7 protein-coding genes are annotated in these 12,970 nt (G+C 67.1%); 2 read left to right on the top strand and 5 right to left on the bottom strand.

Features of this window, described 5'->3' with window-relative positions:
• Positions 1-30 precede the first annotated feature (30 nt).
• Positions 31-2,586 (top strand): putative bifunctional diguanylate cyclase/phosphodiesterase, encoded by a 2,556-nt coding sequence (locus LZ012_RS16045; RefSeq protein WP_275711883.1) that lies wholly within the window; start codon positions 31-33, stop codon positions 2,584-2,586.
• A gap of 23 nt (positions 2,587-2,609) precedes the next feature.
• Here the strand turns inward: LZ012_RS16045 and LZ012_RS16040 are convergent, their stop codons facing one another.
• From LZ012_RS16040 to LZ012_RS16025, 4 genes are read right to left on the bottom strand one after another with little or no spacing between them, the layout of a single operon-like run.
• Positions 2,610-4,157: a hypothetical protein gene (locus LZ012_RS16040; protein ID WP_275711882.1), complete on the bottom strand. Its 1,548-nt coding sequence runs from the start codon at positions 4,155-4,157 to the stop codon at positions 2,610-2,612.
• A gap of 16 nt (positions 4,158-4,173) precedes the next feature.
• On the bottom strand, positions 4,174-4,833 hold the full coding sequence (locus LZ012_RS16035) for a D-Ala-D-Ala carboxypeptidase family metallohydrolase (RefSeq protein ID WP_275711881.1): 660 nt from the start codon (positions 4,831-4,833) through the stop codon (positions 4,174-4,176).
• Positions 4,830-10,244 (bottom strand): CHAT domain-containing protein, encoded by a 5,415-nt coding sequence (locus tag LZ012_RS16030; RefSeq protein ID WP_275711879.1) that lies wholly within the window; start codon positions 10,242-10,244, stop codon positions 4,830-4,832. Before LZ012_RS16030 ends, LZ012_RS16035 begins: the two co-directional genes overlap by 4 nt.
• Positions 10,245-10,278: 34 nt before the next feature.
• Positions 10,279-11,115, bottom strand: coding sequence for a caspase family protein (locus LZ012_RS16025; protein ID WP_275711878.1), 837 nt, complete (start codon positions 11,113-11,115; stop codon positions 10,279-10,281).
• Between the two features lie 329 nt (positions 11,116-11,444).
• Between LZ012_RS16025 and LZ012_RS16020 the strand changes: the two genes are divergently transcribed.
• Positions 11,445-12,131, top strand: coding sequence for a 2-phosphosulfolactate phosphatase (locus tag LZ012_RS16020; protein WP_275711877.1), 687 nt, complete (start codon positions 11,445-11,447; stop codon positions 12,129-12,131).
• A 20-nt stretch (positions 12,132-12,151) separates the two neighbouring features.
• Here LZ012_RS16020 and LZ012_RS16015 read toward each other — a convergent pair whose 3' ends face one another.
• Complete coding sequence (locus LZ012_RS16015) at positions 12,152-12,940, bottom strand: enoyl-CoA hydratase (RefSeq protein WP_275711876.1); 789 nt, start codon at positions 12,938-12,940, stop codon at positions 12,152-12,154.
• Positions 12,941-12,970 lie beyond the last annotated feature (30 nt).

The following is a 12,970-nucleotide window of genomic DNA, read 5'->3' as shown; positions in this document are numbered from 1 at the left end:
TCGGCTGGCTTGGCTAGGGAGTCCAAACGGATGCGGATCAGGAATTTCATTTTCGGTGCGTCTATCGTCGTGTCGGTCCTGTTTTTCGGCGGATCGTACCTGTTGCTCGACAGGATTTTCGGCGAAGTCCTGCGCGCCAATGCGGAGCAAACCTCGGAGGCGGCCGCCAAGGTCACTTTCGCCGCGATGTACCAGCTGATGAGCCAGGGCTGGAGCCGCAGCCAAGCCGATGCCTTTGTGCACAGCACGGCCGAGGCGGGAACCAACGGCCTATCCGTGCAGATCTATCGCAGCCAGCGGGTCAGCGAACTGTTCGGCAATATCAATCAACCGCCGCTCGACGACGAACTGCAGCAGGCGATGCGCAGCGGTGATGTCCGGAAGCTGGACAACGATCACGTTGCCCGCCACATCTATCCGCTGATCGCCGAAGAGCGCTGCCTGCGCTGCCATATCAACGTCCGGGCCGGCGATGTGCTCGGCGCCGTCGAAGTGCGCCAGGATTTCACCGGTCTGCTGGCCGATGCGCGGCGCCAGTTGCTGACTGCTTTTGCCCCGCTGCTGCCGGCGGCGCTGATCGTCGCCGCGCTCGCAGTGTGGTGGGTCGGGCGCCGCATCGAGGGCGCCGTCGAGCGTCTGCAGGCGGATTTCGAGCAGGTCCAGGCGGTCGATGACCTGCGCCGCATCGCGGTCGCCGACCACGATCTCGGCTTCGTCGAATTCAACCGCATCCTCGGCGCCCTCGGCGGCGTGCTGGCTCGCCTGCGCACAGTGGCGGTGGACAAGGACATCCTCAGTTTCGAGATCGGCCTGCTCGAACGTTTCGTCATCACCTCGGAAGTGGTCCGCGACTGGCGCGAATACGTCGGCCGCTTGCTCATCGACATCAACAGCGTGCTGCCGGCGCATACCCTGTTCTCCCTGTTCAAGATTGACGACGAGATGTTCGATCTGGAGGTCTTCTGGTACGGCCCGGTTTCCGGCGAAACCAAGGCCAAGATGGAGCACTACATCCGCGACGAACTGGCCAGCCTGCCGAGTTTTCCCGATGTCGGCTCGTGCAACATCCATCATCACGTCGCCAACCAGGACGGCCATCCGATCACCCTGTCGGATGCCGAGGTCGCCTTGCGCGTCAAATCCTTCTTCGTCGACAAGCCGAAAATCGGCGGCATCGTCGGCATCGGCGTCCATGCCGGGGTGCTGGACGACGAAACGCGCTACCTGGTCGTCGAGAGCGTGCTGTCCACCCTGCTCAACGTTGTCGGTTCGGTCAAGGCGATCTACAAATACACCCGCGACCTCGAGTATTACGCCACCCGCGATCCGCTGACCGATTTGTTCAACCAGCGCGTCTTCTGGGAGCTGTCGGCCTACGAGGTCGGCCGCGCCCAGCGCCACGGCTACCGCTTCGGCCTGCTGCTCATCGACGTCGACAATTTCAAACTGGTCAATGACAACTACGGCCACGCCGTCGGCGATACCTACCTGCAACGCTTCGCCCGGCAGGTGCAGGGCGCCTTGCGCGATGGCGACATCTTCGCCCGCTACGGCGGCGACGAGTTCGTCGCCGTGCTGCCGGAAGCCTCGCAGGAAGCGGTGGTTACGGTCGCCGAACGGGTCCGCAAGGCGATCGAGGAACTCGAAGTGCTCACGCCGGATGGGGTGCGGCTGCGCGTCACGGCATCGATCGGCATCGCTATCTACCCCGATCATGCCGAGAATCCGAAGGACCTGCTGCTCTTTGCCGACAACATGATGTATCGGGCCAAGGCCGCCGGTAAGGACCAGGTTGCCGTGCCGACCAAGGACGATATCGTCGATGTCTTCCGCGACATCACGCAGAAGAGCGTGATGGTCCTCGACGCCATCGAGCACCGCCGCGTCGTCCCCTATTTTCAGCCCATCCTCGATGTCGCCAATCGTCGTATCGTCGCCTACGAGGTTCTGTCGCGCATCGAACTCGACGGCCAGATCATCCGTGCCGACGAGTTCGTCGAGATTGCCGAGCGCATCGGCGTCATCCACCGCCTCGACATGCTGGTCCTCGAACAGGCCCTGGCGACCTTGGCCGAGCGCGGCCACGAGGGGGAGATTTTCGTCAACTTGTCGCCGCGGGCGCTGGTGTTCAGCGAGTTTTCCCGCGATCTGCGGCGCATCGTCGCGGCCAGCGGCATTTCCCCCGACCACATCGTCTTCGAAATCACCGAGCGCGATACGGTCAAGAACCTGTCGCTGCTCGAACGCTTCCTGTCCGAGCTGAAGGCCGACGGCTTCAAGCTGGCCATCGACGACTTTGGCTCCGGCTTCTCGTCTTTCCACTACCTGCGCCGCTTCCCGATCGACTACCTGAAGATCGAGGGCGATTTCATTTCCAACATGCTGCACAACGAGAAGGATCACACCTTCGTCACCAGCATCCGTTCGCTGGCCCGCGAAATGGGCATCACCGTCGTCGCCGAATATGTCGAATCGGCCGAAGTGCTGGGCGAACTGGAGCGGATGGAAGTGCATCTCGCCCAGGGCTACTACATCGGCCGGCCGGCGCGCGAACTGCTGCCGGTGGTTTGGCAGCCGCCGGCCTGAGCGGCGCCTCTTAGGCCCGACCTTCAGTCGAGAAGCGCAGCGAGTACTTCTTCGGCGGCCGGCGGCGTCGCGTTCGCCTGCCGGAGCCAGACGAAGCGCCCTGCCGGTGCCGCCGCCGTGGCCGCCCGGGCAGCCTCCACTTCGGTCCGCTCATTGACCAGGACGACGACGCGCTGCAAGGCGGGCAGCGCGGCCAGGGTCTGCAGTTCGTACAGGCAGCCGCGGTTGGCGGCGACGAAATTGCGCAGGTCCATCAACACCACGTCGCTGACCCGCAGCAGTTCGGCCAGTGCCTGTTGCCAGGTGGTGTCGTGGCAATAGCATTCGTTGACCCGGTAGCGTCCCTCGACATCGGGCTGCCATTCGAAGGCGCCAAGACGGTGGCCGACCTCTTCAGGGCGGCGGATGAAGCGTTCGGCCAGGCGGCCGTCGAGAAAGGTGAAGATGTCCTCGGCGTCGATGGTGCGGTCGATCAGGTCGGTGCCGGCGATGAGTACGGTATTGCCGCTCAGCCGCCAGCGTTCGATGACGCCGTCGAACAGGTTCTGCACATTGGCGTCCTGCTGGAAGACGCGCAGCACGAGCAGGGTGGGCGGCCGGCCGGCGGGGCGCTGGGCGGCACCCTGGCGCAACAGCCAGCCGGCGAGCGGGACCCAGGCCAGCGGCAGGAAATAGAGCAGGGCGCCCCAGCCCTCGCTGGCGATGGCGCCGAGTGCCGGGCCGACCAGGGCGATGACCCAGACGGCAGTGAATAGGTAGAACAGCTCCGAGATGCGGCGGGCGGCATAGGCGTCGGCCAGCCAGCGGCCGAGGGCCCGCGCCGGCCACCAGGCGAACAGCCAGGGCGTCAGGGCGAACAGCGCGATGGCGGTGATGGCTCCGATGTGGCCGGCCAGCCAGTAGGCGAGCGGGCTTTGTGCGTCGACCAGGGCGGCGAGCAGGTCGACGCCGGCCTGCGAGGCCCAGCAGAACAGTATGAACAGCGGCGCCAGCCACGGCGCCACGGCACGCGTCGCGCTGCCCAGGCAGAGCGCGGAAACGACGATCAGCGGCAGGCCGATGTCGAGCGACAGCCAGAACAGCACCTGCGCGAAGCTGACGTTTTCGTTGGTCCGCCAGCTGAGCAGCATGACGGCGGCGACGAACCACAGCAGCAGTACGCCGACGAAGCGCCAGCGCGGCCAGCGGCGGAGCACGGCGATCACCGGCACCACCGGCCAGGCATAGGCGGCGCACAGGGTGGACACGGTCTTGATCGTGATCGGCCCATCGGAGACGATCTGCATGAGCAGCGTCCGGGTCAGGGCCATGAGCAAGGTGAGGCCGAGGAAACCGAGGATCAGTCGGGTTTGCGCCTGCCGATTGTCGGCCAGGCTGACCGGAATGGCCGGCGTGTCGGCGGAGTACGGCAGCGGCTTGGCTGTGCCGCTCGTGGTGGTGGATGGCGCATCGAGCGGCGCCTTCATCAGCGCCTGCATCGCTGCCCGGTAGCGCGCGGCGACGATCAGGGCGCCAAAGAAGGATAGCGCCGTGGCAACGATCAGCAGGAAGGCGATCTTGCCGGGCAGCATGGCTATTTCATTTCTGTCAGGCCATCGCGCTCAGGCCGTTCACATAGACCAGGCGGCCGCTCGCCGCATCGCGCACATAGCTCAGGCACTGCTGGCGATTGCTGCCGGCGCCCGGCGGCTTGAGCGAAATGTGCACCCAGCCCGAGTTCGGCCCTTTGGCCGGGTCGTAGCATTCGCAGATGATCTGGTCGAAATCGGCGAGGTTGGCCTTGGCCCAGGCCGCCAGTTCCAGCGTCGGCTTGCCGACGATCTCGATGTCGCAGGCCTCGCCCTTGGCGTGCTGGCTGGTGCTCAGCCACGACGCCGGCTTGTTCTTCAGGGCGCGCTCCAGGCGCTGGCCGCGATAGACGCTGTTCGGAGAGAAGGAGCCGAAGGCGTCGCGGATCGGTTGCAACACGTTGCGGGCGAGATGGATCGCAGCGCGCAGTTCGGCCTCGCTGGCGAAAGCATTGTCGATGCCGAGGCGGGCGGCAAGGTCCGATTTGGTGAGCTCGTACATCCGGAAATTGGGCGCGATCAGGGCACGCGGCGGCAGCCCTGTCAGCGGGATCTGGTCGAGCGGGGTGCGTGAGTAGTCCGGCGCGGCAGGGTCGCGGGCCACCAGCGGCGGAACGGCTCGTGGGCGGGGGGCGGTCTTGGCCGGGGCCGGGGTGGCTTTCTTCTGGCGCGGGCTCATGACAGGTTCTCCTGGATTTGTTGCAGGATGCGCTGTTTCGGCTTGTCGCCAGGCGACCAGAGCTCGATCAGGAAGGCGATGTTCTCGGCGACCGACGACACTTCGCGCGGGCTGGCGCCGCGGGCGATGGCGTTGCGGTAGGTGGCGAGCACGCCCATCGCCGGCGGCAGGGTGGTGTCGCCGCGTTTTCTACGCGGCGCGGCGGGTTGCATCAGGAGGCGCATCAGTTGCAGGTCGGCCAGGCTGGCACTGTCCCAGAAATTGGGGTCGGCATCGTTGCGCTGGGCCAGCTCACGCAGCAGCGCTTCCAGATCGCGCTGCAGGGTGGCCGGATCGGCCGTGCCCAGCGCTTCCCCATGCTGGCGGGTGAGCAGGCTGCCGGCCAGCCAGTTGGTGAAGGCGTAGGCATCGCGTTTGCGCTCGTAGGCCAGGCGGTAGTGCTGGGCCATGTTGACCAGGGCCTCGGTGCGGCGCGGGCCTTCGTCCTCTATCAGGGCCAGGCGCTTGTAGGCGCTGCCGAGCAGGTTGAGGCGCTCGACGGTCGGGGCGCGGCGGCACAGGGTATCGAGGTCGAGAATGGCCGATTCGATGCGGCCGGCCTGCTCCTGGCGCGTCTTTTCACGGTTTTTGGCCGTTTGCCGGGCGGCCTTCTGCCACAGTTCCGCGGCGTAGCGGACGCGGAAGTTGGCGTATTGCTCGAGCGCCTTCATCGAGCACTCCCCCTTGTCGGCGGTCAGTGCCGCTTCCAGGCAGGCGATGGCTTCCGACCAGCAACGCGCTTCGCCCCAGGCCAGGCCGAGGGCGGCCTGCACCTCGGCGCGGGCCAGCCAGCCGTCCTTCTGGTTGGCCGGAATGCGCGCCAGCCGGCGTTCCAGCTTGCCGGCCGCATCGTCGGTGGCGCCGGCACGCAGGTCGGCGGTCAGGTTTTCCAGTTCGGCAACCAGTTCGTGGGCGGTGGCGAAGGGCGTCAGGTTGTGGCGCGGCGCGGCGCCGTCGCGGTAGAAGCGGAAATCGGGATCGCCGTAGCACTGGTAGGCGCCCCAGGTATTGACGTCGGGGAAGCGCAGCCAGGCGTCTTCCCGGGCGGCGCGCACGGCCTCGCCGAAGGTTTCGCCGGCCAGCATGCCGCGATAGAAGGTGGCGGCGAAGGCCTGGCCGGCCCGGTCGTCGACCGCCCAGCCAGCGGCGACCACGGCGCGCACGCCCATGTTGATGAATTCCTCGCCGAGGTTGGCGGCCAGCCCGAGACGGTCGAGCGGCCGGGCGCCGTCGAGGCGGCCGAGATGGCAACAGTTGATGAAGACCAGTTCCGGCACGAAGCGCATCTGGGCGATGTCGCCCGGGGTCAGGAAGCTGTTCGGGCCGATCACCATGCCGGAAATTTTGCCGGTGGTCAGCGCATATTCGTGCACCCCGTGGCCGGCGAGGTGCAGGATGCGCCAGCAGTTCTTGTGCAGCATCTCCATGATCGGCGTGGTCGCCTGGTCGATGCAGTCGGTGACGTCGTAGCCGTCGCTCGACAACTGGTCGGCAACGGCCTGCGCCTCGTCGCGGGCGCCGGGCAGGTCGCAGAAGTCCGCACACCCCTGTAGGTCCGGGTTGCCGATGACCAGGGCGGTGTTGCCGGGGCTGCGCACCGGGCGCTGCCGGAAGCTCTCGGTGCGGAACTGGCGGACGAAGCCGGCCCCCACGGAAGGCGGACGTTCGCCGTCGCTCCAGCGGTTTTCGAGCAGTTCCCACGGATAGCGTGCCGATTGCCGGTCGACGATGATGACCAGGTTGCCCTGTTGCGGCGCCAGTTCGCGCAGGCGCAGCGGGAGCAGCATTTCGTACAGGGTCTTGGTCGCTTCCGTATTGCGGCCGGTGTCGCGGCTGGCCGCCTGGACGAAAGCCTCGGCCAAGGCGAGCTGGCCGGTGGCCAGGGTTTCCTCGGCGCGCGCCTTGTCGGTCGGGAACAGGAAGCGCAGCTTGTCGTCCTGGCGGACGATTTCGAGGCGCTGATACCACTCGTTGGCTCCGTCGAAGCGCACCCGCCGGCGACCGGCCTGGGCGGTTTCGACGGCGCCGGCCGGCCAAGTGATGGCGGCGGCCAGTTGTTCGTTCTGCAGGATGCGGCCGAGCGCCTCGGCGGCCGAGATGGCGACGTCCTCGTACAGTTCGAGCAGTTCGAGGCGGTCGATCAGCACGCGGCCATCGAGTTTCTGCTCGGCCAGCGCCCGGTTGGCGGCGAGGGCGGCGCGCAGGATGGCCTCCAGCGAATCGCCGACCGGCATGCCACCACCGCCGGTGCCGACCAGCAGGCAGGTGACGGCGGCCGAGCGCGGCCGGCCTTCCTCGCCGAAGCGGGCATCGGGCCAGTAGGCCACTTTCAGCGCGTAATCGAGCAGGGCGGCGCGGATTGAGGTTTCGAGCAGGCAGGGGCTGAGGGCGCCGATCTCGCCGAGGCCGACGACGATGGCGCCCATCGGCTTGGCGGCCGGCGAGTCGTTGAAGAAGGTGCTGTGGCTGCCGAGCGGGCCTGGGTAGATGCCGAGATCGAGCCGCCGGGTCAGGCGGCCGGCAAGTTGACGGTCGAGGGCGGCTTCCGCGCTGATCATGGTGTCGCCCGTATAGTGGCCGACCAGTACCGGATGGCGGGCGTAGCTCAGGTTGCCGTGGCGGATGCTGATGGTGACGGGCGCGGTGACCGGTTCGCCTTCGACGCTTTCCGGCAGCTGGCCGGAGAAGCCGAGGCTGGCGATGTCTTCCGGTGCCGGAATGCCGTCGGCCGGCGGGCTGGCCGGCAGCACGAAGCGTTCCTCACCAGCCGCGGCGCGGCTGCGCGCCGGCGGCGTGGTGGGCAGCAGCGTCGTCTGGCCATTGACCAGGATGTCGAGATAGCCCGGGAAGGCCTTCGGCTGGGCGCACAGCATGTCGTGCGCGGTGTTGTCGACGTACCACAGCGGAACGCCGGGCAGGCGGCCGGAGGACCAGGCCACGGTGCCGTCCCCCTCGCGGGTGGCGATGAATTCGATGCGCTTGAGGTCGGGGCGGAACAGCACTTCGCCCGGCGTCAGCTGGTAGTCGATCACCGTCGCCGGCTGGCAGCCGGCGACATAGGCCATGTAGCGCGGATCGGGCGCGGCGGTCTTGAGGAAGGCCCAGGTCGCCCCGGCTTCCTGCAGGTCGGCCGCCTGGGCGGTGTCCCATTGCGCCCCCATATCCTGGCGCAGCTTCTGCCAGCGGCTGACATCGGTGAAGTCCGGGTCGTCCGGTGCGAAGGGAAGCAATTCGAGCAGGCCGGGGTAGCGCGAGACCAGGTTGATGATCTGGTCGGTGCTCTGCGTGATGTCGAGCAGGGACAGTTTGCTTTGCGTGGGGTTGAAGCCGGTCAGCCAGCGCACGGCTTCGTAGGAGCCAAGGTTGGGCGTGCCGAGCATCAGGAAGCGGGCGCCGGGCAGGCGGGTGATGCGCTTCCACAGCGCGCTGCCGGCGCCGCCGTCGGCGATCATCGAGCGCACGACGAGGCCGCCCATCGAGTGGGCGACCAGGCGCAGCGGCTGGCCAGAGCGTTCGGCCTGGCTGACCAGCGGCTCGAGCATGACGGCCAGCCGGGCAGCGGCCTTGCGCACCGAGTAGCGCCAGTCGTAGGGGAAGATTTCGACCTGGTGGCTGCGGGCCAGGAATTCGACCAGCGGACCGTAGAACTGATCGACCAGCCCGACCGGCGCGATGTTGTCGCGCCCCATGGCGATCTTCTTCAGGCCGCCGCGAAGCAGCGCCCAGTAGTTGAGCCAGACCGGATCGTCGCTGGCCGTCAGTTCGCTGCCCATGGTGCCGGGCAGCACGACGGCGATCGGCCGCGGCTTGTTGCCGCTGCGGCTGCGGACGATGGCGGCAGCGCAGCGCGGCGCGGCGGACGGCTTGGGGGCCAGCGGCTGGAAGCCGCCGCTGTCGCCGTCGGCGCGGGTCAGGCCGGCGCTCAGCCAGCGCACGCTCTGGTCGTTGGTGAAGTAACGGAAGTGATTGACCTTGGCGCCCTGGTCCTGGCGGATGCGGGCGGCGCCGCCGAGGCGGAGCAGGCCGCCGCCCATCGACGCAGTATCGACGACCAGGTCGTGTTCGTTGCGGTAGAACCAGTCGGTGGCCAACACCTTGAGCGAATTCCACAGGCCGTCGCCGGCCTCGATATCGCCGGCGATGACAGACAGGTCGGCGGTGGTGACCAGTTCCGGCGTGTTGTTAAGCAGGCGGGTCAGCGCCGAGCCGGGCATCATCGCCTCGACGCCGGGCAGGGTGCGCGGGTCGGTGCGTTCCTTGACCACGGCGAGCAGGAAATCGAGGCCGCCGGTGAACAGGCCGTCGCCGGTGGCCGCCGTCGCCACGTAGTCGAGTACCGACAGCCAGCGGTCGAGACGGCCGGAGGCCAGCGTCGTGCCGCGCGCCGGGCAGGCGACGCGGACGAAGCGGCCGATACGCAGCTTCTTCTGCTCGAGCACCGCGACGAGGTCGAGCAGGCGCTGGCGTTCGGCATCGTAGGCGGTGTCGCGCGCCTTCATCTGCTCGTTGCTGAGCGGCAGCAGGCCGAGTTGGGGGGCCAGCGTGCGGTCGGCGGCGAACAGGGTGTGCACCTGTTCCGCCGTCAGTGTCGCCGCCAGGTCGGCGCAGCCGGCCAGGCAGAGCACTTCGCCGACCAGGCCGCCGCGCGAATGGCTGACCAGGTGCACGTCGGCGCCGGCCGGCAGGCGTTGGGCCACGGCCAGCGCGTTGGCGATCGGGCTTTCGGTCAGCGTGCGGTGCTCCAGTGCGAAGACGCGATCGCCGTAGAGCGGCAGCAAGGACTGGCGCAGGCGGGCGCCTTCGAGGTTGCCGCTGTCCCACAGCTTGCCAAAACTGCCTTCGGTCGACGAGGCGGTGCCGTGCAGGAAGACCAGGATGGGGCCGGCATCGGCCGCGATGGCGTCGTTATCGGCAACGGCCTTCAGCGCGAAATCGCCGCCCAGGTCGAGGCGGTAGAAGCCGGGTGGGTGCTTGCCGATCAGCTTTTCCTCGAAGTGCTTGCCGAGCGCGCCGGCCGATTTTTCGGCGAGGTCGATGCCGAAGAAATCGAGGATGCGCACGGCCAGCCCGGTCAGGCCGCGCTCGCTGCTCGTTGCCCGGCGCGGCGCCAGACGGGCGATTTCCCAGGTGCCGTCGCCGTCGCGGGCCGGGGGCACGCCGAAGTCGCGCGACAGGTCATCCATCCGGCTCCACAGCACGAAACCGTTGTCCAATTCGACGCGAACGACGGTGTCGCCACTGACCTCGACGACATCGCCGCCGCCGTCGCGGGCGGTGCCCGGGGTCAGGCTGAACTGCGGTTGCGGACCGCCGGCTCCCCGCCGGCGGATTTCCTCGCGGACGCCGCGAAGCTTGAACATGCGCTGGGCCATGGCACTCTCCTCTGTCGGGCCAGGTGGGGCGGGCTTATTCGAAAATCTTGCCCTTGCGTGCGCCGGCGCTGCCGACGATCTGCGGCGACTGCGGGTAGCTGGCCGACGGCAGGTATTTGGCGATGGCCTTGTGCCACTCGGCGTAGGTGGCGCCGGGTTTCATCGCCTTGAGCGCCTTCAGCGCGTAGTAGGTGAAGGCGCCGTTGAAGCGGCCCTTGATCCGGGCGTCGTAGCTGAAGTTGTTGGGGCCTTCCTTGCAGCCGGAGAGCAGCAGGTCGCCGAGCCGGTTGGTGCTCGCCGCGGCGAGCAGGGGCGAGGTGCCGGACGGCCCGGTCATCGTGGCGGCGACCTTGCCGGCGCGGTTCTTCGGCAGTTCCTTATTGGGCAGCCAGTTGCCCATGGGCATGAAGCGCGGCCGGCTGTCGGCGTCCTTCTCGGCCTTGGCGGCGCGGGTAACGGTGCCGGAATGGCAAGAGTCGGAGATCAGGATCAGCCGTACGCCGGACTTGCGGCTGGCGAAGATGGCGTGGATCTCGTCGTCGATCAGCGCTTCGCCCCTGGTCTGCAGGTCGTAGGGGCAGAGCGCCTCGTCGAGGCCGTCGATTTCGTCGCCGTCGGTGTCCGGCTGGTAGGTGCCGTGGCCGGAGTAGGTGATGACCAGCGTGTCGCCCTTGGCGCCCTTGCCGATCAGCTCGCTCATGGCCTTGACCATGGCGGCCTTGGTCGCCTGGTCGTCGAGCAGGGTGGAAACCTTGAAACCGCGAGCGGCCAGTTCGGCCGCCCAGTCGTTCGCGTCATTGACGCAACCCTGCAGGTCCATGCCGGTCCCCGGGTAGTTGTTGATACCGATACAAAGTGCTCTTTTTGCCATGATGCGTATCCTTCCGTGTTCGGTGGAGGAGCGGAGGGTTGCCGGCAAAGCGCAGCAACCGGCGTGAAGCGGAGCGTGCAGCTTGAGGTGCTATCGATACGTCATCGGAGTGTAGTCCACTCGCATGACGTAGGAAATATCTTTCTTCGATGCGGTCAGCAACGGCGCTTATCTGGTGCTGATTGTGTCGCTATCGCCCGACAAACCCCTGCTGTGCAATGACGGATGCCTGAATTGGTATTCCGTCCAGGTGATGGACGCGGTGCCGCCGTTTTGCGGCGCGCGCCGGAAGCGGCTATTCTGGATAAATGCGTAGGAACTCTCCAGCCATGAGATTTTCGCGTTTCTTCCTCAACCGCTTGCAGGATCAAGCCTGTAGCGGCGACACGGTTGTCGTGATCGACGTGCTGCGTTCATTCACGACGGCGGCGGTGGTGCTGGCCAATGGCGCGCGGGCGGTCTATCCGGTCGAAGGCGTGGCGACGACGGTGGCCCGGCTGGCGCAGATGCCCGATGCCGTGTCGGTCGGTGCGGTCGGCGGCGGCGATCCGGTACCAGGCTTCGATTTCGGCAATTCGCCCTGGCAACTGATGCAGGCCGACCTGACCGGAAAAAACGTGGTGATGACCACGGCGGCCGGCGTGCGTGGCCTGCAGCGCTTCCGCCAGGCGCGCCGGCTCTATGCCGCCAGCCTGGTATGCGCCCGGGCGACGGCCAAGGCCATTCGCGCCTCCGGTGCCGCCGAGGTGTGCTTTGTCATTACCGGCGAGTGGGTGGATCGCGATGGCGACGAGGATATCGCCTGCGCCGACTACATCGAGGCCCTGTTGCGCGGCGAGGCGGTTAACCCGGATAGCTTCGCCCAGCGGGTCCGCGATTCCGATTTCGGGCGCCGCTTTACGGCCGGCACCTGGCCCCATCTGCGGCGCGGCGATCTCGAACTGGCCGCCCATGCCGACCTGTTCAATTTCGCCATGCCGGTATGGCGCGAGGGCGAGTGGCTGGTCATGCGCTGAGGCGGCACCCGGCGCGTTGCTTACCGTCCGCTATAAACCGGCTTCCGCTTCTGCATGAAGGCATCGATGCCTTCGCCGGCGTCCTCGCTCATCATGTTGCAGGCCATCACCTCGGCGGCATAGGCGTAGGCTTCGCGCAGGCCCATTTCCAGCTGCTGGTAGAACATGCCCTTGCCCGTCTTGATGGCGACGGCACTCTTGGCCAGGATGCTGCCGGCCAGGCGCTCGATTTCAGCATCCAGCGCGTCAAGCGGCACGACGCGATTGACCAGCCCCTTGGCCTTGGCTTCCATGGCGTCGATGAAATCGCCGGTGAGCAGCATTTCGAGCGCCGCCTTGCGGCCCAGATTGCGAGCCAGGCCGACGGCTGGGGTGGAGCAGAACAGGCCGACGTTGATGCCGGAAACGGCGAACTTGGCCACATCGGCGGCCACCGCCAGGTCGCACATCGACACCAGCTGGCAGCCGGCGGCGGTGGCGATGCCGTGCACCCGGGCGATGACCGGCTGCGGCAGGCGGGTGATGGTCAGCATCAACTCACCGCACTGCTTGAACAGGGCCTGCATGTAGGCCTTGCTGTGATTGGCGCGCATTTCCTTCAGGTCGTGGCCGGAGCAGAAAGCCTTGCCGGCGCCGGAGATGACCACGACGCGCACGGTCTCGCTGGCGGCGATGGCATCGAGTTCGGTCTGCAGGGCGCTGAGCAGGTCCTTTGACAGCGAATTGAAGGCGTTGGGACGGTTCAGGGTCAGCGTGGTCAGGCCGTCGGTACGGTCGCTACGCAGGACGAGGGCTTCTTCTTGGCTCATGGTTTGTCTCCCGGTGGTTTTATTCGAAAC

It is taken from the genome of Dechloromonas hankyongensis (assembly GCF_022012295.1).
GTDB lineage: Bacteria > Pseudomonadota > Gammaproteobacteria > Burkholderiales > Rhodocyclaceae > Azonexus > Azonexus hankyongensis.
The sequence above is the reverse complement of the archived record's forward strand: the minus strand, read 5'-3'. Positions and strand labels throughout refer to the sequence as shown.

Bases quoted from the DNA above. Each gene is read 5' to 3' on its own strand.
- LZ012_RS16045 (WP_275711883.1), top strand. From the start codon at position 31: ATGCGGATCAGGAATTTCATTTTCGGTGCGTCTATCGTCGTGTCGGTC.
- LZ012_RS16020 (WP_275711877.1), top strand. From the start codon at position 11,445: ATGAGATTTTCGCGTTTCTTCCTCAACCGCTTGCAGGATCAAGCCTGT.
- LZ012_RS16030 (WP_275711879.1), bottom strand. From the start codon at position 10,244: ATGGCCCAGCGCATGTTCAAGCTTCGCGGCGTCCGCGAGGAAATCCGC.
- LZ012_RS16040 (WP_275711882.1), bottom strand. From the start codon at position 4,157: ATGCTGCCCGGCAAGATCGCCTTCCTGCTGATCGTTGCCACGGCGCTA.
- LZ012_RS16025 (WP_275711878.1), bottom strand. From the start codon at position 11,115: ATGGCAAAAAGAGCACTTTGTATCGGTATCAACAACTACCCGGGGACC.
- LZ012_RS16015 (WP_275711876.1), bottom strand. From the start codon at position 12,940: ATGAGCCAAGAAGAAGCCCTCGTCCTGCGTAGCGACCGTACCGACGGC.
- LZ012_RS16035 (WP_275711881.1), bottom strand. From the start codon at position 4,833: ATGAGCCCGCGCCAGAAGAAAGCCACCCCGGCCCCGGCCAAGACCGCC.